Genomic DNA, 25,929 nt, shown 5'->3' on the forward strand with positions numbered 1-25,929 from the left:
TCAAGTTTGTCTAAAATACAACGTAAAACTTATACTATTAGTGGTTGTCCCTATTATTTACATTGAATCTCTTTCCCTATTGTTATATATTTGTCCACTTTAAATTTGGGGTATGAAGATTTCTTACAACTGGTTAAAGCAATTTTTGCAGATTGATTGGGATTCGCAAAAAACCGGGGAATTGTTGACGGATTTGGGTTTAGAGGTCGAAGGTATTTCTCGTTTCGAATCGGTCAAAGGAGGATTGCAGGGCGTGGTTGTAGGACATGTTTTAACATGTGATAAACACCCAAATGCCGATAGGTTAAAATTGACCACGGTAGATATTGGCAACGAAATTCCATTGCAGATCGTATGCGGAGCCCCAAATGTAGAAGCTGGTCAAAAAGTACCCGTAGCCACAATTGGAACCTCATTATATACCCCGGAAGGTGAATCTTGGCAAATAAAAAAGGGAAAAATCAGAGGAGAGGAAAGTCATGGAATGATTTGTGCCGAGGACGAACTGGGAATAGGTGAAAGCCATGATGGAATAATGGTCTTGAGTGAGAATTTGAAACCGGGAACACCCTGCTCCGAAGTTTTTGAAATTGAGAATGACGAAGTATTTGAAATTGGGCTCACCCCCAATCGTGCTGATGCCATGAGTCATTTTGGTGTAGCCAGAGACCTGAAAGCCGGATTTGAACAATTGGAAATACAGAAAGGATTGGTGACCCCTTCTACCAGTAATTTCTCTATTGATAATAGATCTTTAAAAATAGATGTTGAAGTAGACAACGGTCAGTTGGCACCAAGATACTGTGGGGTAACCATAAGTAATATTATCGTTCAAGAGTCTCCAGATTGGTTAAAGAATAGATTGAAGGCCATCGATTTATCCCCGATAAACAACATAGTGGATATCACCAACTATGTGCTACATGAATTAGGTCAACCCCTTCATGCTTTTGATGCCAATAAAATCAAGGGCAATAAAATTGAAGTAAAGACCTTGCCGGCGGGCACCAAGTTTGTCACATTGGATGATGTGGAGCGTGAACTCCACGAAGACGATTTAATGATATGCGATTCCGAAAAACCAATGTGCATCGCAGGGGTTTTTGGCGGAAGTTATTCAGGTGTCACCGAAAATACCACCTCCATCTTCTTGGAAAGTGCCTATTTTGATGCTGTATCTATTCGAAAAACAGCAAAAAGGCATGCATTGAATACAGATGCTTCCTTTCGTTTTGAAAGAGGTGTCGATATCAACATGACAGAATATGCCCTTAAACGCGCCGCTGCATTGATTCGTGAAATAGCGGGTGGCGATATCAGTTCTGAAGTGGTAGACCTATATCCCAAAAAATTTGAAGAACGCCATGTGTTTCTCACTTTCGACAAAATTAACTCCTTAATTGGTCAAGAAATTCCCAGGGATACCATCAAACGAATTTTAGCTTCCCTCGAAATCAAGGTAAATAATGTAACCGAATCTGGTTTAGGACTCACCATTCCAAACTATCGTGTGGATGTGGAGCGAGAGGTCGATGTAATTGAAGAAATCCTCAGAGTATTTGGCTATAACAATATTGATTATAAAGAAAAGTTGACGGCTTCCATTGCCAAATCTTCGCGATTTGAAAACCATAACATCCAAAATGTTGTTGGAGATTTATTGGTCTCGCAAGGGTTTTATGAGATCATGACAAATAGTTTGGTAGCTGCAGGCACCCAGAATGTTTTGGAATCTGAAAAGAAGATGGTGGGAATGCTCAATCCCCTAAGTTCAGATTTGTCCGTCCTAAGAACGTCAATGCTCTTTTCGGGTTTACAATCCGTCAGCCACAACCACAATAGACAGAAAACAGATTTAAAGCTCTTTGAGTTCGGTAAAACCTACCACAAAAAGGGTTCAAGAAATATTGAAAAACAACATTTGTCCATCTACGTTTCTGGAAATCGTAATGATGCCAGTTGGACCATGGACTCTTCTGCAACCGATTTCTTTTATCTCAAAGGAATGGTAAACCATGTTCTTCAGCGTTTAGGACTTACCAATCTTTCCGTTGAACCATATGAAGGAGATGTTTTTACTGAAGGTTTAACCTTGAGCACTAACAAAAAAGCCATAGTAAGCTTTGGATTGGTTGCTAAATCCCTTTTGAAGGAATTTGATATCAAACAAGATATTTTCCATGCCGATTTTGATTGGGACGCGGTTCTTGAAAGTATTGGTACGCAAAACACTGTCTTTGAAGAAATTCCCAAATTCCCGGAAGTGACCCGAGATCTTGCATTGTTGCTCGATGAGGGTATTGTGTTTAAGCAAGTGTACGATTTGGCTTGGAGTACTGAAAAACAACTCTTGAAAAAGGTAAACCTGTTCGATGTTTATACCGGTAAAAACCTTCCTAAAGGAAAAAAGTCCTATGCGGTTAGTTTTACTTTATTAGATGCCAAAAAGACATTGACCGATAAACAGATTGACAAAATAATGGCCAAACTTACTGCCAGATTTCAAAAAGAGCTTGGAGCTGAACTACGCTAATTACATTTGGGAAGGCTGAATCACACTATCAATCTCGTGAATAATGCCATTTTTCTGATTTACATCGGCTACCGTAATTCTTGCCGTGTTTCCAACAGGGTCAGTAAGCACAATGTTGATTCCATCCATGTGTGCCTTTAATTTTTTCCCTTGAATAGTGGTAAAACTGGCTTGGCCATTTCCTTGGCACAGGGCTTGTAAAATTTTGGAAGCACTCAAATGTCCGGCAACAATGTGGTAGCCCAATAAAGATTTCAATTCACTTTTATCCTTGGAATTGAGCAACTCTTGCATTTTATCGCTGGAAAACCTTTCAAAAGCAGCATCCGAAGGTGCAAAAATGGTAAAGGGTCCAGATTTATCCATAATACCCTCTAGCTCAGTTGCTTTAACAGCAGCAAAAAGCGTTTTATATCGTTCAGATTCAACGGTGTTTTGGGATGCTATATTGGAAGTGGAAATTTCGGAAGTTTCTTGTGCCGAAATACTTAAGGTAAAGGCAAAGCAAAGTCCAAGTAGGGTTCTTTTGAATGGGGCTTTCATAGTGTTCTTATCTTTGGGACTTATTGTTGATTAGGGCCTGATTAGAATGTTTTGTACGTTCAAATACCAAAAACTTCGATAAGATACACTTTTTTTATAGAAAAGCTGGCTTAAACCCTATTCTACCAAGTATTTAACATTTTGTTAACATAGTGTATTTTCGAGTATTGAAAATCGGGTATCACAATTCACTAAATTTGAGGTAGTTATCACGATTGTAAGTCATGCTTTGGAACAAGACCAATATTGAAAATAAATTACAAAACCTGAAATCCAAACAACAAAGGGAGCAGGAAATTTTGGAGCAAGTCAAAGGAATTCTGGATAGAGATTCCCGGCATGGCCAGAGCATTTTAAGTGCATTTAAAGGGACTACATCTGAAATCGTAAATAATTTTGATTTTGAACTGCTCGAAACCAACAACATTTTCCATATAGATCAAATAAAGCAAATCTGTATTGATTATCGCCTTCGTTTTTTGGATAGTCGATATTTCAAAGGCGAAATTCCGCAGGCAGCTATTTCAAAGATCAAACGATTGGAAAAATTGCACAATCTGCAACTTGGAGGATTCAAAATTATGGCCCCTTCCAAAATGTTTAAACTGAAGGATAAGGATGACCCCCTACTCTTCGCTCCAATCGGAAACGATTATTTCTACCTGATCCATAAGTGGGGAAACGACCTGCACCCCATTCGTAAGATTTTGGTTTGGCCTTTTAAGAGTATTGTAAATCTTGCTTTTTTTGTGCTTTTGATAAGTTATTTGACCACCATTTTGGTGCCCCACGGGCTTTTTTCCAAAAACGATTCCCATGCAGAGTTTTGGATTATCTTTTTCTTTATGTTCAAATGTATTGCCGCCGTAGTTATTTTTTACGGATTTGCCCTTGGCAAGAATTTCAACCCAGCAATCTGGAACAGCAGGTATAACAAGGCCTAAGGCTACCCAACAGCTACGGCGTACATTTTCTCCCGTTGCTCTTTAATGGCAATTCAACCTTTATTACATCTGTTCAAATATCCTTATACCTTCTTTTGCTATATGTTAAGTCCAATTCGTAGGTAATTTCCGATAATTTTCAAACACTGTGCCTCGCTTCATTAGAATTCATCAACTCAAACAAGGCATTTATACATTGGTAGAAATAAAATCAAGATATGTTTTTCATTTTTAAGCTATTATCAACAAAATAAATGTTTATGAAACTCAAAAACTTAGGTTTTCTGACACTCTTGACCCTTGCTTTGGTCTCTTGTGATGTGGAAGAAGGTACTAACACTCCAAAAAACAGCTCAAATTTGGAAGTAGATCTCCAAGAGGATCCAGCTTCTTTTATAACCAAATGGGAAATTCCGTCTCACAATTTTGAACTCACTATTGGTGTACAAACCGAACTTAGCTACCACTTTGTCATAGATTGGGGTGATGGTGCTGTAGAGAACCTTTCAAACTTGACTGAAAATCCAACCCACACCTATACAAAATCTGGAACTTATTTGGTAGCCATCACTGGAGATTTTCCAGCGATTTCCATGTATAATGTAACAAATGAGTTGGAATCTACTTCAAGCTTCCAATCACAAAAAGCATTGGTAGGAATTTACCAATGGGGCGCCATTGAATGGGAAACTTTTGAATATGGTTTCTATAACGCCGACCTGTCAGAATACAAAGCTGCCGACCTGCCAGACCTTAGTAACGTAGCCAATATGGAGTCCATGTTTTACTCCACAAATTTTAATGGAGATATTGGGGATTGGGACACTTCCAACATCACGAATATGGATAATATGTTTTCATTTGCGTTCACATTTAATCAAGACATAAGTAATTGGGACACTTCCAATGTAACAACCATGGAAGGTATGTTTGCCAGTTGGGATTCAAATTATAAAACACAATTTAATCAAGATATTAGTGGTTGGAATGTGGGCAATGTCTCTAATTTTAGATCCATGTTTGTTTTATCCAAGTTTAATAAGAACTTGGCATCTTGGGATATTTCCTCTGCAACCAGCATGGATAGTATGTTCAATCTTTCATCTATGTCAATCGAAAATTATTCTAATACTTTGATAGGCTGGGCTGCTCAAAATGTTCAGCCCGACGTCCCACTTGGCGCAATGTACAATCACCACAACTGCACTGCAAGTGATGCTAAAGAAACACTCGAAACTAATGGGTGGACTTTTCAAGATTTAGGGCCTGATCAAGATTGCCAATAAGAATCATACATTGAAAATAATAAATGCCGCGAAGTAAGACCCCGCGGCATTTTTTCATCTTGTATTCTTTTGACACTCTAAACATTCCAGTTATCCACCGAAACAACCGTGATGTATTAACTAACTCACGGGAACAGCATACATTTTCTCCCGTTGCTCTTTAATGGCCTTATCCGACATATAATCGTCAAAGGTCAAGTAACGGTCTATACACCCTTTGGGTGTAATTTCAATGATTCTATTGGCCACCGTGTGAACAAATTCATGATCGTGTGTTGTGAGCAAAATAGTGCCTTTAAAATTCTTAAGGGAATTATTGAATGCCGTAATACTTTCCAAATCCAAATGGTTTGTCGGTTCATCCAGCAATAAAACGTTGGCGCGAAGCATCATCATCCTGCTCAGCATACAACGCACCTTTTCACCACCGGAAAGAACAGTACATTTCTTTAAGGCCTCTTCGCCGCTAAACAGCATTTTGCCCAAGAATCCACGTATGTAGACTTCTTCTCTTTCTTCTTCGGTCTTGGCCCATTGTCTTAACCAATCTACAAGGTTGCTATTCTCCAAAAAATAGGAAGAGTTATCTGCCGGTAAGTATGATTGGGTAGTAGTTACTCCCCATTGATAAGACCCTAAATCTGCTTTTATTTTACCATTTATAATGTCATAAAAGGCAGTCGTAGCGCGAGAATCTTTGGAAATAATGGCCACCTTGTCCTGCTTGGCCAAATTAATATTGACATCTTTGAACAACAAGTCCCCATCCTCTGAGGTGGCGGAAAGTTTTTCCACATTCAATATTTGGTCACCAGCCTCGCGTTCACGATCAAAAATAATGGCCGGATATCTTCTGCTCGATGGCTTTATATCTTCAATCTTTAATTTTTCCAGCATCTTCTTTCTTGAGGTCGCTTGCTTGCTTTTTGCAACATTGGCGCTAAAACGTTGGATAAATTCTTGTAGTTCCTTGGCTTTTTCCTCTGATTTCTTATTCTGTTGTGCTCGCTGACGGGCCGCCAATTGACTACTCTGATACCAGAACGTATAATTACCGGAGAACAGATTGATTTTTCCAAAATCTATATCCGCAATACTGGTACAAACAGCATCCAAAAAGTGTCTGTCGTGAGAAACAACGATGACAGTATTGTCATAGTTGGCCAAAAAGTTCTCCAACCAATTAATGGTTTCATAATCCAGGTCGTTGGTAGGCTCATCCATGATCAAAACATCCGGATTGCCAAAAAGTGCCTGTGCCAAGAGCACCCGCACCTTAAGTTTGGAATCCATATCACCCATATTGGTGTAGTGCAGTTCTTCAGTAATACCCAAATTGGATAGCATGGCGGCTGCATCGCTATCGGCGTTCCATCCGTTCATTTCTTCAAACTGAACTTGGAGTTCTCCTATCTTTTCAGCATTTTCATCGGAATAGTCGGCGTATAGGGCATCTATTTCCTTTTTTATTTTGAACAACGGTTTGTTGCCCATAACCACAGTTTCCAGCACCGGAAATTCATCATAAGCATTGTGGTTCTGCTCCAAAATGGACATCCTTTTGCCGGGTTCAAGATTCACGGCTCCCGAAGTAGCTTCATTCTGACCGGCCAAAATCTTTAGAAATGTTGATTTCCCAGCTCCGTTGGCGCCAATGATCCCATAACAGTTGCCTTGGGTGAAGGTCACATTTACCTCATCGAACAAGACTCTTTTTCCAAACTGGACCGACAAATTAGATACTGATAACATGCAGCTTTTATTTTTTGCGCAAAAATAGCTAAAACCAATCCGTATTACCAATTTAAACCCACTTTATTAAACTACACAAAAACAAGCTTTTGCAACATTTAACTCGCTATTAACAAGGAAGGTTTTGAGGTATCCTTAATTTTGTTAGTCGAACAAGATGGTTCCCTTTATATGACAAGACTTTTACTCAGCCTCTCCCTTCTTTCAGTTTTGGCATGCTCCACTAAGTCACGTGAGTGCCCTTCTGTATTTTTCGGTGGAGAGATTGTAAATCCCACAAGTGATTATGTCGTGCTCTACAAGAACGATAGTTATATCGATTCTGTAAAGCTTGACAAGGGCAATCGGTTCGCGTTCAATCTGCAAGGAATAGAGGAAGGCCTATATCATTTTGACCACAATCCTGAACTTCAATATCTATACTTACAGGAAGGCGATAGTATTATTGTTCGTTTGAACACCAAGGAATTTGATGAGTCTCTGGTCTTTTCTGGTCGCGGAAGTGAAGTCAATAATTTTTTAATTGAGATGTTTTTGGCCCATGAAGAGGAAGAGCCTTTAATTTATGATTATTACGCCCTAGAGCCAGAATCCTTTGATCAAAAGATGGATTCGCTTCGTACTGAAAAAATAGCTCACCTAAAGGATTTGGAAGAACATTATGTGCTATCGGAAAAAGTTTCTTCCGTTGCCATGGCTTCCATCGATTACACTAACTATACGTATAAAGAGAAATATCCCTTTAAGCATAAATGGAAAAAAGGCATTAAAAGTATTCCGGAGTTGCCCGCTAACTTTTATGAGTATAGAAAATCAGTAGATCTTAATAACGGCGACCTTACTTATTTTAGGCCATATCTGGATTATTTAAAATATCATTTTGGTAATTTGGCCTATGCATCCTGTATGAAATATTGTAATATGCAAGAGGATTCTGCATATGATTACCTGCACTTTAACAATCATACCCTAAAGTTGGTAGATAGTCTTGTTCAGCAAGATGATTTGAGAAATATTCTTTTCAGAAATGTTGCAATGGCCTATTTGCTAAGAGAGCATAGCCCAAGCGAGGAATGTCAATCTTTTATCGATAAATTCAGTTCTCTTTCTACCAGTGACAAGCATGAAAAAGAAATAGCGGAGCTTTACGAGGGGATTCAAAGATTACAGCCAGAAAATGATCTTCCGAATTTGTTTGTTACCGACACAGATAACCAGAAAGTTTCACTTAAAGATATCAGCAGGGAAAAGAAGACTGTTTTTTATTTTTGGTCTGCTTCGCAAAAAGGTCATTTTAGAAATGTTCACAAGCGCATTTCCAAACTACAGCAAAAATATCCTGACTATAATTTTGTAGGTATTAATGTAAAAACTGGCTACCCGCAGTGGAGAAGTATGGTTGAAGAGCATGGATTGGATGCTGCAAATCAATATCACGGAGGGGACTTTAAGGAAGTCCAGATGGCCATGATCATAGATAACCTTAACAAGTGTGTTATTTCAAAAGACACTGTGGTGGTTGACGCCTTTGCCAACCTCTATACTTCCCTATAAAAAAAGCCCTGAAAATAATTTCAAGGCTTCATTACATTCAAAGTTAATTCGTGTTTTAGGAATTTCCTTTACGGTAGTCCGCTAAGAATTTTTCCAAACCAATATCTGTAAGTGGGTGTTTCAATAAACCTGTGATGGATGAAAGCGGTCCTGTCATCACATCTGAACCAAGCTTAGCACAATCAATTACGTGCATTGTATGTCGTATGGAAGCTGCCAATATCTGGGTCTCAAAAGCATAGTTGTCATAAATCTGACGGATTTCTGCGATAAGGTTCAGCCCATCCGTAGAAATATCATCCAACCTTCCCAAAAAAGGAGAAACATAGGTTGCCCCGGCTTTTGCTGCCAATAGTGCCTGTCCTGCAGAAAACACCAAAGTACAGTTGGTTCTGATTCCATTGTCGGAGAAATACTTTAAAGCCTTTACTCCATCTTTGATCATAGGAACCTTAACAACAATCTGTTCGTGCAGTTTAGCCAACTCCTCCCCTTCTTTTACCATGCCATCGAATTCCGTAGCAACCACTTCAGCAGAAACATCACCTTCTACAATATTGCAGATGTCCACATAGTGTTTTAATATGTTTTCTTTTCCTGTGATGCCCTCTTTTGCCATTAATGAGGGATTGGTGGTAACACCATCCAAAACACCCAGCTGTTGTGCCTCGGCAATTTGGTCAAGATTGGCTGTATCAATAAAAAATTTCATGCTTCTAATGCTGTTTTAAGTTGTAATACAATTCGTTGCGAATTTACAACAATAAGAAGCCTTCGCAGCTATAATCGAATAAAATATCTGGGATAACTTTAATCCAAAACTTGAATTGTAAATTCCCGTACGGTAGATTCTGAGCAAGTAGGGCTTCGGTCCAAACCATCATAATCATACCCTTCAACAAAAAGTTCTACCCTAAATCGGTAGACCCCCGTTTCTTCAGGTATTCCAAAAAAGTCGACAGACCTTCTATTTGTATCATAAAAAATTCCCGGAGGGAGTTCACCCAGCACATCAAAGAAATAATCATAATCGTTATCGTTAACCTCATTACTGATTTCAGCGGTTATAAAGTCTTGGTACCGTTCACCAACCACTCCCACAAGCAATTGCTTTTGATGTATCTCTGGGTTGATGTTGAAAATACACTCGTAAATTTCGTCGCAACCGTAGAAAATAAACGCGAACGAAGCTACTATACAAATCCTAAATAATCTTTTACTTTTCTCCATGTTTTCCTACGAATCAAAAAACATGCCATCACTTTAAAGTTTATAGTGATTCAACAAAAGTTTCTCATAAACCCTAGCCGGTAAAATTCGTTTTAAGAACAACGAAAGCCGTTGCATAAAATCTCCAACAGGTTGATGAATCTTAGGGCTTTTACTTTGGATTATGGTATAGACTTTTTTGGCCACATCCATGGGATCTCCGCCAGCATCCACGTGCTCGTTCATAAGGTCCAAGCTTTTCTGGTATACCTTTTCATAAGCTGAGCCTTTGACTACCGGTGTATGATAGCGCCCTGCGGCGATATTGGTGGCAAAATCTCCAGGGGCAAGATTGGTTATGGAAACACCAAAGCTTTTGGTTTCCATACGTAAGGCCTCCGTTATAATTCCCAAGGCGCCCTTTGATGCTGAATAATATCCTCGAAAAGGCAATCCCATAAAGCCTGCGATCGAGGTTATGTTAATGATCAATCCCCCACCCTGCTTGCGCATCCGCGGCAAAACGGCCTTCATCATATGCACGGGCCCATGAAAATTAATATCGAAGACATTAAGAATCTCTTCATGCGGAGTTTCCTCAACCGCACCGGTTATGCCTACTCCGGCATTATTGATCAATATGTCCAGTCTACCTTCTTTCGAAATCACATGGGAAACTGCATTTTTAACGCTTTCAGGTTGTTTTACATCCAACTGTACAAGCTCAAAAGCATCAAAATCTGGATAATTCTTCGGGTTTCTTGCCGTGCCATATACCTTAAAACCTTTGGAAGTAAGAAAAGTTCCGATGGCCTTGCCCAAGCCCGAAGAACCTCCGGTAATTAAAACAACTTTTTTATCCATGTCAGCTGTATACTTTAGGATTGGAAAGATACGTGATTATCAGAATTTAGGGCACAAAAAAAGGCAAGCTACCTACATCGCACCGCTACGACCACATACCCTTGCTGTGTTCCCACCCTGGGGGATTTTGCAGGAGCTGGTCGTGTAGGACTTGCCAAATGCAAATATACGACCTTTTAAATTTGCTGCAATCCTATTTCATTCTTAATTTCGAGGCAATGTGACAAATGATGAAACACGTACATAGAACTATGGTCAAGCTTCTTTCAGTTTTTAGCTTTTTGCTCTTTTTTTTAGGATGTGGAGGTGAATCAGACCCTGCAAAACTCTTTACTATTCAGTTGGAGGGAAAACAGAACAAGTTTCAACAAAACCAAGAAGTTGGCGTAACCATTAAAAATAAAAAGGATATCGAAATTTCGGATGTCAGCTATTCCATAGACGGGAAACAACTTCCATTGTCCAACGGAAAACTAAAATTGGACCTTCCCACATTGGGAAATAAAAAATTGATGGCAGAAATCAGTTTTGGGGATGAGTCTGTTGAAATTTCAAAGAAACTAAAGCTTTTGGCGCCCAGTGCCCCCGAAATTTATACCTATGAAATTGTCAATACCTATCCTCACGACCCAAAAGCCTACACCCAAGGATTGGAATTCGATAACGGAACCCTTTATGAGAGTACCGGTAAAAAAGGAGCCTCCACGGTAAGAAAAGTAGATTTTGAGACCGGAGAGATTCTTCAAAATGTGGCGCTGGACAATTCCGTGTTTGGAGAAGGCATCACCTTGCTCAACAACCAATTGTACCAGCTAACCTGGCAGAGTGGGTTTGGTTATGTGTACAATCCATCCAATCTTGAAAAGATAAAGAACTTTAGTTATGGAGAAAGTCGCGAGGGATGGGGACTGTGTAACGACGGCATCAAACTGTATAAAAGTGATGGCACCGAAAAAATATGGTTTTTAAATCCATCAACATTGGAGGAACAAGGATATATAGAAACTGTTACGAACAAATCCATTTTCAATAAGGCCAATGAGTTGGAGTATGTTGATGGGAAGATCTACGCCAACGTATACCAAAAAGAAAGTATGATGATCATTGATGCAACTTCAGGTGCCATCGAAGGAGTCATAAATTTTGGTGGATTAAAAGGAAAGATCAAAAAAGGACCGGAATGGGACGACACCAATTCCGTATTAAACGGAGTGGCTTACCATAAAGAGCGTGGAACATTTTTCGTCACAGGTAAAAACTGGGACAAGCTCTTTGAAGTTAACATCCGCAAGAAAAAGTAATGCAAACCTATACCGAAGTCTTCGATGTACGCCCCAACGACCTTGATGAACTAGAGCATGTAAACAACATAAGGTTTGTGCAGTGGATACAGGAAATTTCTAAAAAACATTGGTTCAAGGCAACAGATGCTGAAACCAGGGAAAGTTTGATATGGGTGGTGAAAAATCACCATATATCCTATCATAAACAGGCTAAACTGGGAGATGCAATCCAAATAATCACCTATATTGAGTCAACTACCGGGCCCATATCAAAAAGGGTGGTAGAATTTAAAAACAATAAAACAGGCGTGCTATTAGTTAAAGGTATAACGGAGTGGTGCCTGTTGGATGCCACCACGTTCAAGCCCAAACGTGTTCCCGTAGCTGTTCAACACCTATTTAATAACACATGAACCGTTCCCTGATCAAATCCTTAGCCTTGGTTGCCATGCTGGTACTGGCCATTTCATGGAGCTCATGCAGAAAGGATTTTGATTATGTTATCAGCTCTGGTAATCTTGAGTTTTCAAAGGACACCGTTTTTCTTGATACCATTTTCACCAATATTGGAAGCGCAACTTATACGTTAAAAGTATATAATCGCAGTAACGAAGATATTCTGGTACCCTTTATTGGTTTGGAAACAGGGCAGTCCAGCAGCTATCGCCTAAATGTGGATGGGCAAGCCGGCAAAGAATTCAATGACATCCCCCTTTTGGCAAAAGATAGCCTCTTTGTGTTCATTGAAACTACTTTTGATGTTTCCCAAACGCCCGATACCGAATTTTTGTATACCGAAAGTCTTTTATTCGGCAGTACCGGCAACCAGCAAAAAGTTGAGTTGGTGACCCTGGTCAAGGATGCGATTTTTTTATATCCCTCTACGCTGTCCAATGGCACCAAAGAATCGCTGGTACTTGGTCTGGATGAAAACGGAAACGAAATTCGGATTGAAGGTTTCTTTCTGGAACCGGATGAGCTACAGTTCACCAAAGCAAAACCTTATGTGATTTATGGTTACGCAGCCGTTCCCGTAGGGAACACATTGACCATGGACCCCGGAGCAAGGGTACATTTTCATAAAGAATCCGGACTTTTGGTGAGCTCTGGAGCTTCATTACACATCAATGGCATATTAAGTGAAGACCAAGAAATGTTGGAAAACGAGGTTATTTTTGAAGGTGACCGACTGGAGCCAGCCTACTCAGATGTTCCCGGGCAATGGGGAACCGTGTGGCTTCGAGAAGGAAGCACAGACAATCATATATCGTATCTAACCATAAAAAATGCCACTGTTGGATTACGGGTAGAGGGTGATAGCGTACTTTCCAGCCCCATTTTAACCCTCAGAAACTCGCAAATATTCAATAGCACAAGTCACAACCTTTGGGCCATTTCATCCTACATAGTAGCGGAAAACAGCATTTTGGGAAGCGCTGGCGCTAGTTCTTTCTACGGAAACAATGGAGGAAAATATAGCTTCACCCATTGTACTTTGGCCAATTATTGGAACAATGGTATCCGTAACTGGCCAACCTTGGCGTTGGATAACTTTGCTGCACTTTCTTCCCAACCTATTACTTTCAATGCGCTGGAACATGCCAATTTTATCAATTGTATTATAGATGGAAGCATGCGCTTGGAACTTTCACTTATAACAGATTCCGAAACCGATTTTAATTTCAGTTTTGAGAATTGCCTTTTAAAATTCAATGATTCCGACAATCAATTTGCGAACAATCCACTATACAATTTATCAGATACGAATCTATACCAAAACCTGTTGCTTAACCAAGAAGCCGATTTTGCCAATCCGTTCCAAAATCAATTTCAGATCGGGACAAACTCTGCGGCCATCGATACCGCAAATCCGAACATAGCCCCACCCCTTCCTTTGGACATTTTAGGAACGGACAGAGGACAGAATCCGGACATTGGTGCATATGAAAATGTTATGGAAAATTAGTTTTTCTCTAAATTTTATGAGAAAAATCACATGAAATGACTGATTTTGAAGGAAATCCATAGTTTTTTTAAGGGAAAACTGCAATAGGTTTTTTTAACTCGTTAGTATCTTGCACCCAGTACGTTAGCTATGGATTATACTTATACCATAATCGATTCCTGTGCTGCCTCAAAGCTTCAGTTGCAACTTCATATGCAAGAGTATGAAGATTTTAACTGTGTGGGCTATGCCAGGGATACCAGGGAGGGCTTGAACACAATATTGAAGTTCACCCCGGATATGGTATTGATCCACCTGAACGAAAATGGCATTGATCAATTTCAAATGATAACCGAGCTTAACCAGTTTATGCCAACACTTCCATTGATCATCGGATATTCCAATTCAAAAAAATACGCGTACAACGCCATCAAGAGTGGCTTTTTCGATTATTGGATCCTTCCGCATAACGAGTTCGACATCCGAAAGAGCATTATGCGATTACGAAAGCTCTACCCTAAACAGCATATGCCATCTACCATCTGTTTAAAATCCTATAGCGATTATCGTTATTTGGATACCAACGAGATCCTATATCTAAAATCTGACAACAACGCCACCGACTTTTTTATGAAAAACGGCACAGTGGTCAGTGCATTCAAAACATTAAAATCTTTTGAGGCAACCTTGCCCAGCTCTTTTATTCGCGTGCACCAAAGCTATATTATAAACAGTAGGTATGTTTCGGGCATTAACTACGGCAAGTTTACCTGCACCCTTCGCAACAATAAAGGCAAAGAGCTCCCTTTTACCAAAACCTATAAGGATAAAGTGGATGTTTTAAAGGAAATGCTCTCCAAAACTGCAATAAAGACCCTTAATTAGGTCAATTCTTACAGATTCTGTTAAAATTCTAATACAATTGGTGTATACACTAAATCTTTTGTGTACGTACCCTACACTTTTGCAGCTCTAAATATCTTGTCGCCGTTAACCAAATTTTCTAATCAAAAACATATATTATGAAGAAGACATTGAGCATTTTGGCTGTGGCAGTTATGACATTAGGATTATTCTCTTGCGAAGCGGAAACCGACGTAGCCGAGACCGAAAACCTATTTGAGAGCATTGGGGATCAGGATTCTACTACTGGCAATAACAGCGGTCAGGACGATGGAAGAAACTAATTCTTAAATAAAAATCCCTAAGAATGAAGAAAGCAACCTCTACTCTCGTGTTATTAATTTTTGGGCTTTGCATTTTGGCTTGTTCAAGGAAGAATATGGAGCCAAGCTCTGGGGTATCTGAAATTACCCCAATATCTAAAATGAATGAAACAAGTGTTGATGAAAACAAGACAAATAATTTTGTTTCATACAGTCATTATTCAACCCTAAAATCAATAACCGATGACGAGAGGGAATTGTAGTCCCCGATACACATAAAACATAGCCCCTTATCTTAATCGGTTTGGGGCTTTTTTTTTACCTTGTAGTAAAAGAAAACAAATAACCGCTTACTTTTAACCTATTACGTTGAAAAACAAGAGTTTAATACTATTCTTACTATTATTTACCTGTTGTGGAAGACAATCCAAGGAATCTAACATTGGCATTCTTTCCGAGTCTGAGACTATCAATAAGTGGATTAATTCAGCTCGAGATAGTGCTCAACTATCACTTGAGCGCAGGAAGCAATATTTAAAGGATGCAGAGTACACAGCCAACACACTTTCCAATGATACCATTCGCCTAGATCATTTGTCCCGGATTTCTTTGGCATACAAAAAGCTGGGAGACTCCCTAGGGTTTAGGCAAATGAATCTTAAGGTACAGCGATTATCGGAAAAAGACAGCATATTTAAGGCATTGGGTGAATCCCATTGGGATTTGGCACATTTTCTCAATTCATATGGAGTTATTGATAGCGCCTACTATCATTATGAAAAAGCTTTTAACAGTTTTAATCATCTTCCAATAGATTCTACTTCTCTTTCTTTAAGGAATAGGATGCGTTTCAGTATGGGATCTATTCAAAAGTATTTTAAAGATTATTTGGGGGCAGAAGCCAATGTTGCTGAGTCCTTGCGGGTTTTTAATGATTTGGAGGATTATCTAAGGATATACTATTGTGACAATTTATTAGGCACTATAGCCAGTGATATGAAGAACTACAATAAGGCGCTGGAATATTTTGAAAAATCGAGAAGTGATTTGGACAAAGTCAAAGATGGTAGACGAGAGAATTTTATCCGGCAAAATCAGAACAATATTGCCTTTGTATATTTAGAAAACGCTGAATATGGGAAAGCTGAAAAGATTTTCGAAGAGTTGTCGCGAGATATGGATTTAAAATCAAATAATCCAGTTTTATATTCTACTGCTTTGGTAAGTTTTGCATACACCGTATTTAATGGCAAAAAAGATTTGGGTACAGCTCAAAGCCTACTCAAAGAAGCCATTGCAATTAATGATAGCGTTGGCTTTTCGGTTGATCAGGTTCGGGCCAAACAATATTTAGCGGAAGTTTTAGCAGCACAAAATGATACATTAAAAGCGATTGAAGTTGCACATGAAGCATTGTCATCAGCCAAAGAAACTTCAAATAATGACCATCATTTACTTATCTTGAAACTTCTTACCAATTTGGACAATTACAATGCCACAGCATATTCAAATGAATACTATGCATTGAATGAAAAGATAAATGAAGAGGAGCGCATTATCCGTGACAAATTTGCCCGTATCCGTTTAGAGACCGACGAGGTTATTGAACAAAACGAGGTGCTTACCCGCCAAAAACAGATTTGGATAGGAACCATTTTGGGAATGATAGTCCTTGGACTTGCTGCTTATATTATTATTTCGCAACGTGCAAGCAATAACAAGCTAAAGTTCGAACAAAAACAACAAGAGTCCAATCAAGAGATTTACAATCTAATGCTTTCCCAACAAGGTAAATTTGAGGAAGGCAAGAAGCTAGAGAAAAAACGTGTTTCCGAAGAACTGCACGATGGTATTCTTGGCGAAATGCTGGGTATACGACTGATCCTTACCAGCTTGAACGATAAGGAGGATGACACTGCCATTCAGCAGCGGGCAGAACTTATTGAAAAACTTCGTGAAGTGGAAGAAGAAATACGCACCATTTCGCACGAACTTAGCAATGCATCTTACCAAAAAATTCATAACTTTATTGTATCCATTGAGGAGTTGATCAATACCACGAGCAAATCTTCGGGTATTGAATGTTCTTTTGAATTTGATAAGAAAGTGGTCTGGGACAGGTTGGTTGGCGATATTAAAATCAATGCCTACCGAATTGTGCAAGAATCACTTCAAAATTGTGTAAAGCATTCCCGTTGCCAAAAGGTGGACGTTAGTTTTAACGTAGATGGAAATATGCTAATACTGGTCATCGCAGATGACGGTGTCGGTTTTGATACCGGCAAGGGCAAACGCGGTATAGGCCTTAGAAATGTAATCTCGCGGGTAGAGAAATTGAACGGAACCTTGAGTTTCGATAGTGAAAAGGGCGTAGGTACAACCGTAAAGGTAGCGTTGCCCACCCAGTATGTGAATTTGGACAGCCCAGCCAAAGTTGAAGAATATAGACAGATGTTGAACGTATAATAGAACAACGTGAAAACAATCAAAATGAAGACACTTCGAATTTTAGCGATTGATGACCATGAAATGACAATGCTTGGCTACAAGTATATCTTGGAACGCATAGTTTTTGATGGCTATAGCATTATTGTAGATACAGCGAACACCTTTGAACTGGGAAAAAGAATGATCGAAGAATCGGTAGATTCCTTTAAATATGACATTCTTTTCTTGGACGTACAAATGTACCCGCCCAATGAAAACCAGCCCCATTCGGGTGAAGAACTTGGGATTTTGGCGCGTCAGTTGGTGCCCGACACCAAGATTGTATTTATGTCTTCCTTCGGAGATAACTTTCGTATAAATAGTATTCTAACCACAGTGGATCCCGACGGTTATCTGGTAAAGACCGATATTGATCCCAAAACTTTGGAAGAAGCTGTGAAGGTCATTGCCTTAAATCCGCCTTATTATTCATCCAAGGCATTGGCGGCAATACGCAAAAAAATATCCAACGATATTAATTTGGATGAAAAGGATAAAAAGATTCTTTATCATTTGTCCATTGGCACCAAGAACAAAGATCTTGAAAAGTTTATACGGCTTTCTCCTTCTTCCATAGAAAATAGAAAACGTCATTTAAAATCCCTTTTTGGTACCGAAAACGAGAATGATCTTGCCTTGATCCTGGCTGCAAAAAACAGAGGATTTATCTAAGCAAGTTTTTGTTGACAAATACCTTACATGGATAAAATATGTCCATTTTTATTCATTTTTTTTCAAAAAAAGCTTAAAACACAAGAAAACCCCCAGAATTTTTAAGGATTTCCTTCAATCCCGAAAAAAAGATTCGTTTTAACTTTGGTAGAGAACATTATTCCAATCTACCAAATATGCCATTCCAGAAAAAATCTGACTTTAATTTACCGCTTGACGGAATTAAAAGTTTTATTCTTGCCAGAGGGCTAGAAGAATTTACAAGGGCGCTAGAAAAAGACTTTTTTGCAGAGGCCAACGTCCAATGTCAGTACAATATTAAAAAGTTCAGAGCCGACCTTATTGTTGAACTTCGTTGCAATTATAGGCTTGCAGAAAGCCTGCATTATTACAATAAGGGAAACTGGGGAGGTTTTGTGAAAAACGATGGTACTAATTTACCAAAGACTCCATTTAGTGAATCATATCAAAATCTTTATGCCCTTAACAAAGGTGCTGTGGACATTGCCGAAATCTCATTACATTTTACGGACACCACTTTGGTAGTAGCTCGAATTTATGAGCAAAGCATTCCTGAACAATTGGGAGCTATTATCTTCAAAATCAGTGAAAATTTTGTGTGCCTCACCAAAGGACTGACCGAAATGCCCTATGAAATTTTTGTCCCTGTCTTTGAAGATGCGCCCCAACCTTGTATAGAAAAGGAGAATACTGAGATGAGCTATTATGATCATTGGGGGCTTTATTTTGATGATAACGTAAACCATGATGCCATGGTATACAATCTTGAAACCAAGAAACTGTTCAAGGAGGATTTTTTCCTTTTGGATTAAATAACATTATAATTTCCTTAGGCGCGGCCTAAGAACACCCTTAGTTAGTTTTAGTTATTGAAAATAAAGGTCGGGACTGCATTAGTTCATTGACCTTTGTTTTTATTTGGGCAATGTTTTCAGCGTTCTCTGAATCCATGATTACCAAGTCGATAAAATCCACTATGGTTTCCATATCGTCTTCTTTCAATCCTCTTGTGGTAATGGCCGGGGTTCCAAATCGAATTCCCGAAGTAATAAAAGGAGATTGGTCATCAAAAGGCACCATATTCTTATTGGCGGTTATTGCCGCAAGCTCTAGGGCTTTCTCGGCATCCTTACCAGTGATATTCTTGTTTCTAAGGTCAATCAACATCATATGGTTGTCCGTGCCATCAGATATTACTTTGTAATCACGCTTTATGAAGGCTTTGGCCATGGCATCGGCATTTTTCTTTACCTGAAGCATATAATGCAAAAACTCGTCAGAAAGTGCTTCACCGAAGGCTATCGCTTTTGCCGCAATAATATGTTCTAATGGCCCACCTTGGTTTCCTGGAAAAACGGCCAAATCCAACAAACCTGACATTTTTCTTAGATTCCCGTTCTTTAAACGAATCCCAAAAGGATTCTCAAAGTTTTTGCCCATTAATATCAGTCCTCCTCTAGGTCCTCTCAAGGTTTTATGGGTAGTTGTGGTCACAATATGGCAATGAGGAATAGGATCGTTCATGATTCCCTTGGCAATCAATCCCGCAGGATGGGAAATATCAGCCAACAAAATTGCATTTACGCTATCAGCAATTTCCCTGAATCGCTTAAAATCCATATCACGGGAATAGGCCGATGCGCCAGCAATGATCAACTTGGGTTGTTCCTTCGTTGCAATTTCTTGAACCTTATCATAATCGATGGTGCCTGTTGCCTCATCCACCCCATAAAAAACAGGATTGTACAATTTACCTGAAAAGTTTACCGGCGACCCATGGGTAAGGTGCCCCCCATGCGAAAGGTCAAAACCTAAAATAGTATCACCAGGTTTAAGACATGCATGATAGACCGCTGCATTCGCCTGTGAGCCGGAGTGTGGCTGTACATTGGCATATTCGGCTCCAAAAAGCGCTTTGGCCCTATCTATGGCCAACTGTTCTACTTGATCCACCACTTCGCACCCACCATAATAGCGTTTTCCGGGATAACCTTCTGCATATTTGTTGGTTAAAACTGATCCTGCAGCCTCCATAACCTGAGGACTTGTAAAATTTTCGGACGCTATAAGTTCTATCCCTTCAATCTGTCTTTCTCTTTCACTCTCGATGAGTTCAAAAATCTGGTGGTCTCTTTGCATTTGCCTTTAAATTTAAGAAGTCCCAAAATTACAAATAGAAAGATAAACTGAACCGAAAAAAACAAGTACAAACAATGATTTTATCAAATGACAATTAACAATGGAGTTTTACAACACAATTGCTAAAAATCAGGTAGATTTTATGTATTTCATCGATATTATACTACCGGTTATCCTTTTTCGTTACTAAACTATAGGTTTTTGGCACGGCTGTTGAAAACCAACTAGAAAACCAATAAAATCAAAATGCCATGAAAAAAATTATACTCTTAAGTTCATTGATCATACTTGCTGCTTGTGGAGGGGTTAAAAAAACCCAGGAAGCTTTGAACAGCGGTAACTATGTTTCGGCCATGAACAAGGCCATTAAGAATTTGACAGAAAACAAAACCAAAAAAGGGCATCAAGCCTATGTTTTGTTATTGGAAGATGCTTTCGTTAAAAATGCGGAGCGTGAAATGGAGCAAATATCCTTTTTAAGGGGCGATGGTAATCCAGCAAACTTGGAAACCATTTACAACAAGTATTTGCACCTTAAGCAAATTCAGCAAAGAATAAGACCGTTATTGCCACTTCCCATTTATGATGAAGGAAGAGATGCTTCATTTGATTTTATCAACTATGATTCACGAATCGTAGCCACAAAAAACAATCTATCGGAGTATTTGTACAGTAGCGCTAACAATCTTTTGGCCTCTGCTAACGAAAAGGAGGATTATAGAGCTGCTTACAACGAGTTAAAATACTTGCAGGAAATAAATCCTGGGTATAAAGAAACCATTTCCAAAATGGATGAGGCCTTTGCCAAAGGATTGGAATATGTGAAGGTTGAAATCGGTAACGATACACAACAGATAATCCCTGAAAGATTGGAAGAGGAGCTATTGGATTTCAATGCATATGGCATCAATAACTTTTGGATGGAGTACCATTCCAACCCGGTGGCCAATATTCAATATGACTATGCTCTGAACCTTGAATTTAGACAAATCAATATTTCTCCTGAACAAGTGAACGAGAAGCAGATCATAAAGGAAAAATTGGTCAAAGACGGTTATGACTATGTTTTAGACGATAATGGAAATGTGGCCAAAGACAGTCTTGGAAACGACATAAAAGTTGATAAGTTCAAAAAGGTGAAGTGTAATTTTTACCAGTTTACACAATTTAAGGCTGCCCAAATTGGTGCTAAAGTTAGTATTACCGATTTGGAAAGTGGTCAGGAAATCAATTCTTATCCTTTGAGTAGTGAATTTGTCTTTGAGCATGTGTATGCCAACTATAGAGGGGATAAAAGAGCTCTGGGCACAGATTTGATTTCACTCCTGGATGTAAGGGCTGTACCGTTCCCTACCAATGAACAAATGGTTTATGATGCCGGGGAGGACTTAAAGTTAAGATTAAAGTCCATTATTGCCCAGAACCGGTTTGTCGCCGGGAATCAGTTCAACGATTAATTACATTGTCATTTCGCGTGCAGTTGATAGCCGTACCCATTCAAGGATTCAGTTATCAACTGTTCTCGAAGTGATATAACCTTTCCCTTAAACAAGCTCGCTTAGATCTGAATCGGTAATTGCGCCATGTGAAGTATGGTAGCTGGTCTCTCCATTTTTAATGATCAATAACTGCGGGGATTGATGCATCACCTGAAATTTGGCCGCCACGGCATTCGACACATTTCTATAAGCATGAAGATCCAAAAAGTAAATGTCAATTTCCCCACTTAAATCATAAGATTTACTGAACATATTCAATACCATTCGGCTGATTCCACAAGTGGTGGAGTGCTTAAAAATAATCTGTGTCCTACCCTTGGATTTTTCCTTGATCTCATCCAGCTGCTCCTCTGTTACCAAAGGTATCCATGGAACTTGCTTTTCCTCTTCTCGCGTTTGTTCTTTATTGCCAAATAAACTATTAAATATTCCCATACTGCAAATTTACTAGTTATGTCGAGCTTGTACAAAAAGCTTACAAACTGACGAAATGTCCTTTGTTTTCAAGGTTTTACCGACATTTTGACGGTATAGCGCCTATGGTAAGGTTGTTGACCTGATACAAATAAAACATTGAAAATGAACTTTAATAATTTCACTATAAAATCACAAGAAGCCATTCAGCAAGCACAACAGCTTGCCCAAGGGTTGGGACATCAACAAATTGAAAATGAGCACCTTTTCAAGGCCATTTCAGAAGTCGATGAAAATGTGCTGCCCTTTATTCTTAAAAAACTGAATGTCAATATAACGCTGATCAATCAGATTTTAGAGAAGGAATTGGAAAGTTTTCCCAAAGTTTCGGGTGGAGATATAATGCTTTCTAAAGAAGCAGGCAAAGCATTGAATGAGGCAAGCATCGTCGCCAAAAAACAAGGTGATGAATTTGTTTCCATTGAGCATCTATTGTTGGCTATTTTCAAATCCAAAAGTAAAATTTCACAAATTCTCAAAGATCAGGGTGTCACAGAAAAGGACTTGAATGCTGCCATCCAAGAACTTCGAAAAGGTGGTAAGGTAACCTCCCAAAGTGCGGAGGACACTTATAATTCTTTGGATAAATACGCCAAAAACCTAAATCAGCTAGCCGACAGCGGTAAACTGGACCCAGTTATTGGGCGGGATGAAGAAATCAGGAGGGTGTTGCAAATTCTCTCCAGAAGAACCAAAAACAACCCAATGTTGGTTGGTGAGCCCGGTGTTGGTAAAACCGCCATTGCCGAAGGATTGGCGCACCGTATTGTTCAAGGTGATATTCCTGAGAACTTAAAGGAAAAGACCATTTACTCCCTTGACATGGGAGCACTTATCGCCGGAGCTAAATACAAAGGTGAATTTGAAGAGCGCCTAAAAGCCGTCATAAAAGAAGTTACCTCCTCGGATGGAAACATCGTGCTTTTTATTGATGAAATCCACACGTTGGTTGGAGCCGGAGGCGGTCAAGGAGCCATGGATGCCGCCAATATACTTAAACCTGCTCTGGCCAGGGGTGAACTTAGGGCCATCGGGGCCACCACCCTTGATGAATATCAAAAATATTTTGAAAAGGACAAAGCATTGGAACGAAGGTTTCAAAAGGTAGTGATTGACGAGCCCGATACAGAAAGTGCCATTTCCATTTTGCGCGGAATAAAAGAAAAGTATGAAGCGCACCACAAGGTTCGTATCAAGGATGAAGCTGTAATCTCGGCCGTAGAGCTTTCACAACGCTATATTACCAATCGATTTCTTCCGGATAAAGCCATAGATCTTATGGATGAAGCCGCTTCCAAGCTTCGTATGGAAATCAATTCCAAGCCTGAAGAATTGGATGTGCTGGACAGAAAAATAATGCAATTGGAAATTGAAATTGCGGCTATTAAACGGGAAAACGATAAGGCCAAATTACAAAGCTTGAATCTCGAATTGGCCAACCTCAAAGAAGAGCGCAATGAAATTTTTGCCCAATGGGAAAGCGAAAAAAGTGTGGTTGACAATATCCAAAAAACAAAACAGGATATAGAGAACTTTAAACTTGAGGCCGAACGTGCCGAGCGCAACGGGGATTATGGTAAAGTGGCCGAGCTCCGTTATGGAAAAATCAAGGAGTCCCAAGAAAAATTGGAAAAATTACAGGAAGAGCTTGCTGCGCAACAAAGTTCGGGGACTTTGATCAAAGAAGAAGTGACCAATGAAGATATTGCCGAAGTTGTTGCCAAATGGACTGGTATTCCGGTGACCAAAATGTTGCAGAGCGAACGTGAAAAACTTTTGAAATTGGAAGATGTACTACATAAACGAGTAGTTGGTCAGGAAGAAGCTATTGAAGCCGTTTCTGATGCCATTCGAAGAAGCCGGGCGGGACTTCAAGATGAGAAAAAACCAATTGGCTCGTTCTTGTTTTTGGGTAACACAGGGGTTGGTAAAACCGAGTTGGCCAAAACATTGGCAGCGTATCTATTTGATGATGAAAATGCCATTACCCGAATCGATATGAGTGAATATCAAGAGCGGCATTCCGTAAGTAGGCTGGTTGGTGCGCCTCCAGGATATGTAGGTTATGATGAAGGTGGACAGTTGACCGAAGCTGTTCGAAGAAAACCATACTCGGTAGTTTTATTGGATGAAATTGAGAAAGCGCATCCTGATACATTCAATATTTTATTGCAGGTTTTGGATGAAGGTCGATTAACTGACAATAAGGGACGTGTTGCCGATTTCAAGAATACCATTATTATTATGACAAGTAATATGGGTAGTCAAATCATTCAAGAAAAGTTTGAAGATGCCCTTGACCTAGACAGTGCCACCGAAGCTGCTCGAACCGAGGTCATGGGATTACTGCGCAAGACTATCCGACCTGAGTTCTTGAATAGAATTGACGACATTATTATGTTTACCCCCTTGAGCAAATCGAACATTAAGGAAATTGTACGATTGCAATTGGATCAGTTGAAAAAGATGGTTTCCAAACAACACATTACCTTGGATGCTACAGAAGAAGCTATTGCTTATTTAGCAGAGAAAGGATACGACCCTCAATTTGGGGCGAGACCTGTGAAACGATTGATTCAAAAAGAAGTGTTGAATAACTTATCCAAAGAGCTTTTGGCAGGAAAGATAAAAGCGGACAGCATCATATTATTGGATTCGTTTGACAACAAATTGGTCTTCAGAAATCAAAATGAATTGGTGGAATAAGCCAATCTTTTATAAAAAGAAAGCCCTTATTGTGTTAAAATAAGGGCTTTTGCATTTTTAATATACCATACAGTATCTGTTTTTTATATATTAGCTAGAGCCAGCAGATTCAAAACCAACTTGAACCACTATGACCAAAAAAGCAGAACGCACCACTGCATACATCATTGAAACTGTAGCTCCCATCTTTAACAAGTTTGGTTATGTGGGAACCAGTATGAGTGACCTCACCGAAGCCACAGGCCTTACCAAAGGGGCCATTTATGGAAATTTTGAAAACAAGGAAGCTCTGGCCTTATCCGCCTTCGAGTATAACCAAAATCATTTGCTAGCCGTAATAGATGAAAAATTAGATTTTGAAGGCACTTCAATGGATAAAATAGACGCTCTATTACGCTTTTACCGTCAATATGATGTTTTTACACTTCCATTCGGTGGTTGCCCTATCCTAAATGTTGGTGTTGACGCCCAAAACAACAATAAACTATTGGCCGCCGCGGTAAAGGAAACCATCAAGGAAATTGAAGGTAAGATTGCACTTGTCCTGGAAAATGGAGTTAATCAAAATGAAATCTACCTGCCCGTTCCCCCACTCCAATTTGCCAAGCAACTTTTCACCATGCTACAAGGCGCAATCACCATGAGCACCATGACACGCGACCGCAAATATTTGATCAATACCATTGCGTATTTGGAACATTTGGTGCAAAAGGAGATTAAAAAATAGTGCATCCAAGTTTTCACCTGTTTTATGTAACGCAGATTCTTTTTGCAAACTTTAAAGGTATTTATGTTTTATGGTGTCAATCTATTATTCATCAAATCAAGGACATCATTGGTGAATTGACCAGT

Annotated in this window: 23 protein-coding genes and 1 other RNA gene; 16 read left to right on the top strand and 8 right to left on the bottom strand. The window is 39.4% G+C overall.

Annotated features, from left to right (window positions below; genetic code table 11):
* The first annotated feature begins 112 nt into the window (after positions 1-112).
* The gene (pheT, locus tag IAG46_RS03620; RefSeq protein WP_190808952.1) at positions 113-2,533 is read left to right on the top strand and encodes a phenylalanine--tRNA ligase subunit beta; all 2,421 of its coding nucleotides are present in this window, start codon (positions 113-115) and stop codon (positions 2,531-2,533) included.
* Here pheT and IAG46_RS03625 read toward each other — a convergent pair whose 3' ends face one another.
* Entirely contained in the window at positions 2,534-3,076 is a 543-nt protein-coding gene (locus IAG46_RS03625) for a fasciclin domain-containing protein (protein WP_190808953.1), read from the bottom strand.
* 224 nt (positions 3,077-3,300) lie between these two features.
* Here IAG46_RS03625 and IAG46_RS03630 point away from each other — a divergent pair, with 224 nt between their 5' ends.
* A complete protein-coding gene (locus tag IAG46_RS03630) occupies positions 3,301-4,020 on the top strand; it encodes a hypothetical protein (protein ID WP_190808954.1) in 720 nt (239 codons plus the stop codon).
* Between the two features lie 260 nt (positions 4,021-4,280).
* Positions 4,281-5,306 (top strand): BspA family leucine-rich repeat surface protein, encoded by a 1,026-nt coding sequence (locus IAG46_RS03635; RefSeq protein ID WP_190808955.1) that lies wholly within the window; start codon positions 4,281-4,283, stop codon positions 5,304-5,306.
* Between the two features lie 120 nt (positions 5,307-5,426).
* Here IAG46_RS03635 and IAG46_RS03640 read toward each other — a convergent pair whose 3' ends face one another.
* Positions 5,427-7,058, bottom strand: a complete 1,632-nt coding sequence (locus tag IAG46_RS03640; RefSeq protein ID WP_190808956.1) for an ABC-F family ATP-binding cassette domain-containing protein — start codon at positions 7,056-7,058, stop codon at positions 5,427-5,429.
* Positions 7,059-7,229: 171 nt separating this feature from the next.
* On the opposite strand from IAG46_RS03640, the gene IAG46_RS03645 reads away from it, so the two are divergent.
* Positions 7,230-8,612, top strand: coding sequence for a redoxin domain-containing protein (locus tag IAG46_RS03645; RefSeq protein WP_190808957.1), 1,383 nt, complete (start codon positions 7,230-7,232; stop codon positions 8,610-8,612).
* 55 nt (positions 8,613-8,667) lie between these two features.
* On the opposite strand, the gene fsa is transcribed toward IAG46_RS03645, so the two are convergent.
* The 4 genes from fsa to ffs form a co-directional block, all read right to left on the bottom strand.
* Positions 8,668-9,324 carry a fructose-6-phosphate aldolase gene (gene fsa, locus IAG46_RS03650; RefSeq protein WP_190808958.1) on the bottom strand — a complete coding sequence of 219 codons (657 nt, stop codon included), beginning with the start codon at positions 9,322-9,324 and terminating at the stop codon, positions 8,668-8,670.
* A gap of 98 nt (positions 9,325-9,422) precedes the next feature.
* On the bottom strand, positions 9,423-9,842 hold the full coding sequence (locus IAG46_RS03655) for a hypothetical protein (protein WP_190808959.1): 420 nt from the start codon (positions 9,840-9,842) through the stop codon (positions 9,423-9,425).
* Positions 9,843-9,875: 33 nt separating this feature from the next.
* A complete protein-coding gene (locus IAG46_RS03660; protein ID WP_190808960.1) occupies positions 9,876-10,685 on the bottom strand; it encodes an SDR family oxidoreductase in 810 nt (269 codons plus the stop codon).
* Positions 10,686-10,743: 58 nt separating this feature from the next.
* An RNA gene (gene ffs, locus IAG46_RS03665) (signal recognition particle sRNA small type) lies at positions 10,744-10,842 on the bottom strand.
* Positions 10,843-10,912: 70 nt separating this feature from the next.
* On the opposite strand from ffs, the gene IAG46_RS03670 reads away from it, so the two are divergent.
* The 9 genes from IAG46_RS03670 (at position 10,913) to IAG46_RS03710 (ending at position 19,071) form a co-directional block, all read left to right on the top strand.
* Entirely contained in the window at positions 10,913-11,986 is a 1,074-nt protein-coding gene (locus tag IAG46_RS03670) for a glutaminyl-peptide cyclotransferase (protein WP_368668163.1), read from the top strand.
* On the top strand, positions 11,986-12,381 hold the full coding sequence (locus IAG46_RS03675; RefSeq protein WP_190808962.1) for a thioesterase family protein: 396 nt from the start codon (positions 11,986-11,988) through the stop codon (positions 12,379-12,381). The genes IAG46_RS03670 and IAG46_RS03675 overlap by 1 nt, the downstream gene beginning before the upstream one ends.
* Positions 12,378-13,934, top strand: a complete 1,557-nt coding sequence (locus tag IAG46_RS03680; protein WP_190808963.1) for a hypothetical protein — start codon at positions 12,378-12,380, stop codon at positions 13,932-13,934. Before IAG46_RS03675 ends, IAG46_RS03680 begins: the two co-directional genes overlap by 4 nt.
* A 129-nt stretch (positions 13,935-14,063) precedes the next feature.
* On the top strand, positions 14,064-14,798 hold the full coding sequence (locus IAG46_RS03685; RefSeq protein WP_190808964.1) for a LytTR family DNA-binding domain-containing protein: 735 nt from the start codon (positions 14,064-14,066) through the stop codon (positions 14,796-14,798).
* Between the two features lie 137 nt (positions 14,799-14,935).
* Positions 14,936-15,100: a hypothetical protein gene (locus IAG46_RS03690; protein ID WP_190808965.1), complete on the top strand. Its 165-nt coding sequence runs from the start codon at positions 14,936-14,938 to the stop codon at positions 15,098-15,100.
* A gap of 23 nt (positions 15,101-15,123) precedes the next feature.
* Complete coding sequence (locus IAG46_RS03695; RefSeq protein WP_190808966.1) at positions 15,124-15,342, top strand: hypothetical protein; 219 nt, start codon at positions 15,124-15,126, stop codon at positions 15,340-15,342.
* 106 nt (positions 15,343-15,448) lie between these two features.
* The gene (locus IAG46_RS03700; RefSeq protein WP_190808967.1) at positions 15,449-17,545 is read left to right on the top strand and encodes a tetratricopeptide repeat-containing sensor histidine kinase; all 2,097 of its coding nucleotides are present in this window, start codon (positions 15,449-15,451) and stop codon (positions 17,543-17,545) included.
* 24 nt (positions 17,546-17,569) lie between these two features.
* A complete protein-coding gene (locus IAG46_RS03705) occupies positions 17,570-18,238 on the top strand; it encodes a response regulator transcription factor (RefSeq protein WP_190808968.1) in 669 nt (222 codons plus the stop codon).
* Between the two features lie 176 nt (positions 18,239-18,414).
* Positions 18,415-19,071, top strand: a complete 657-nt coding sequence (locus tag IAG46_RS03710; RefSeq protein ID WP_190808969.1) for a hypothetical protein — start codon at positions 18,415-18,417, stop codon at positions 19,069-19,071.
* Between the two features lie 40 nt (positions 19,072-19,111).
* On the opposite strand, the gene glyA is transcribed toward IAG46_RS03710, so the two are convergent.
* Positions 19,112-20,398 (bottom strand): serine hydroxymethyltransferase, encoded by a 1,287-nt coding sequence (glyA, locus tag IAG46_RS03715; protein WP_190808970.1) that lies wholly within the window; start codon positions 20,396-20,398, stop codon positions 19,112-19,114.
* Between the two features lie 251 nt (positions 20,399-20,649).
* Here glyA and IAG46_RS03720 point away from each other — a divergent pair, with 251 nt between their 5' ends.
* Positions 20,650-21,855: a hypothetical protein gene (locus IAG46_RS03720; RefSeq protein ID WP_190808971.1), complete on the top strand. Its 1,206-nt coding sequence runs from the start codon at positions 20,650-20,652 to the stop codon at positions 21,853-21,855.
* An 87-nt stretch (positions 21,856-21,942) separates the two neighbouring features.
* On the opposite strand, the gene ytxJ is transcribed toward IAG46_RS03720, so the two are convergent.
* Positions 21,943-22,332 (bottom strand): bacillithiol system redox-active protein YtxJ, encoded by a 390-nt coding sequence (ytxJ, locus tag IAG46_RS03725; protein ID WP_190808972.1) that lies wholly within the window; start codon positions 22,330-22,332, stop codon positions 21,943-21,945.
* A gap of 144 nt (positions 22,333-22,476) precedes the next feature.
* On the opposite strand from ytxJ, the gene clpB reads away from it, so the two are divergent.
* A complete protein-coding gene (gene clpB / locus IAG46_RS03730; RefSeq protein WP_190808973.1) occupies positions 22,477-25,077 on the top strand; it encodes an ATP-dependent chaperone ClpB in 2,601 nt (866 codons plus the stop codon).
* A gap of 130 nt (positions 25,078-25,207) precedes the next feature.
* Complete coding sequence (locus tag IAG46_RS03735) at positions 25,208-25,804, top strand: TetR/AcrR family transcriptional regulator (RefSeq protein WP_190808974.1); 597 nt, start codon at positions 25,208-25,210, stop codon at positions 25,802-25,804.
* The last annotated feature ends 125 nt before the right edge of the window (positions 25,805-25,929 follow it).

The organism is Flagellimonas sp. S3867 (assembly GCF_014698935.1).
GTDB lineage: Bacteria > Bacteroidota > Bacteroidia > Flavobacteriales > Flavobacteriaceae > Flagellimonas.

Bases quoted from the DNA above. Each gene is read 5' to 3' on its own strand.
- pheT (WP_190808952.1), top strand. From the start codon at position 113: ATGAAGATTTCTTACAACTGGTTAAAGCAATTTTTGCAGATTGATTGG.
- IAG46_RS03625 (WP_190808953.1), bottom strand. From the start codon at position 3,076: ATGAAAGCCCCATTCAAAAGAACCCTACTTGGACTTTGCTTTGCCTTT.
- IAG46_RS03630 (WP_190808954.1), top strand. From the start codon at position 3,301: ATGCTTTGGAACAAGACCAATATTGAAAATAAATTACAAAACCTGAAA.
- IAG46_RS03635 (WP_190808955.1), top strand. From the start codon at position 4,281: ATGAAACTCAAAAACTTAGGTTTTCTGACACTCTTGACCCTTGCTTTG.
- IAG46_RS03640 (WP_190808956.1), bottom strand. From the start codon at position 7,058: ATGTTATCAGTATCTAATTTGTCGGTCCAGTTTGGAAAAAGAGTCTTG.
- IAG46_RS03645 (WP_190808957.1), top strand. From the start codon at position 7,230: ATGACAAGACTTTTACTCAGCCTCTCCCTTCTTTCAGTTTTGGCATGC.
- fsa (WP_190808958.1), bottom strand. From the start codon at position 9,324: ATGAAATTTTTTATTGATACAGCCAATCTTGACCAAATTGCCGAGGCA.
- IAG46_RS03655 (WP_190808959.1), bottom strand. From the start codon at position 9,842: ATGGAGAAAAGTAAAAGATTATTTAGGATTTGTATAGTAGCTTCGTTC.
- IAG46_RS03660 (WP_190808960.1), bottom strand. From the start codon at position 10,685: ATGGATAAAAAAGTTGTTTTAATTACCGGAGGTTCTTCGGGCTTGGGC.
- IAG46_RS03670 (WP_368668163.1), top strand. From the start codon at position 10,913: ATGATGAAACACGTACATAGAACTATGGTCAAGCTTCTTTCAGTTTTT.
- IAG46_RS03675 (WP_190808962.1), top strand. From the start codon at position 11,986: ATGCAAACCTATACCGAAGTCTTCGATGTACGCCCCAACGACCTTGAT.
- IAG46_RS03680 (WP_190808963.1), top strand. From the start codon at position 12,378: ATGAACCGTTCCCTGATCAAATCCTTAGCCTTGGTTGCCATGCTGGTA.
- IAG46_RS03685 (WP_190808964.1), top strand. From the start codon at position 14,064: ATGGATTATACTTATACCATAATCGATTCCTGTGCTGCCTCAAAGCTT.
- IAG46_RS03690 (WP_190808965.1), top strand. From the start codon at position 14,936: ATGAAGAAGACATTGAGCATTTTGGCTGTGGCAGTTATGACATTAGGA.
- IAG46_RS03695 (WP_190808966.1), top strand. From the start codon at position 15,124: ATGAAGAAAGCAACCTCTACTCTCGTGTTATTAATTTTTGGGCTTTGC.
- IAG46_RS03705 (WP_190808968.1), top strand. From the start codon at position 17,570: ATGAAGACACTTCGAATTTTAGCGATTGATGACCATGAAATGACAATG.
- IAG46_RS03710 (WP_190808969.1), top strand. From the start codon at position 18,415: ATGCCATTCCAGAAAAAATCTGACTTTAATTTACCGCTTGACGGAATT.
- glyA (WP_190808970.1), bottom strand. From the start codon at position 20,398: ATGCAAAGAGACCACCAGATTTTTGAACTCATCGAGAGTGAAAGAGAA.
- IAG46_RS03720 (WP_190808971.1), top strand. From the start codon at position 20,650: ATGAAAAAAATTATACTCTTAAGTTCATTGATCATACTTGCTGCTTGT.
- ytxJ (WP_190808972.1), bottom strand. From the start codon at position 22,332: ATGGGAATATTTAATAGTTTATTTGGCAATAAAGAACAAACGCGAGAA.
- clpB (WP_190808973.1), top strand. From the start codon at position 22,477: ATGAACTTTAATAATTTCACTATAAAATCACAAGAAGCCATTCAGCAA.
- IAG46_RS03735 (WP_190808974.1), top strand. From the start codon at position 25,208: ATGACCAAAAAAGCAGAACGCACCACTGCATACATCATTGAAACTGTA.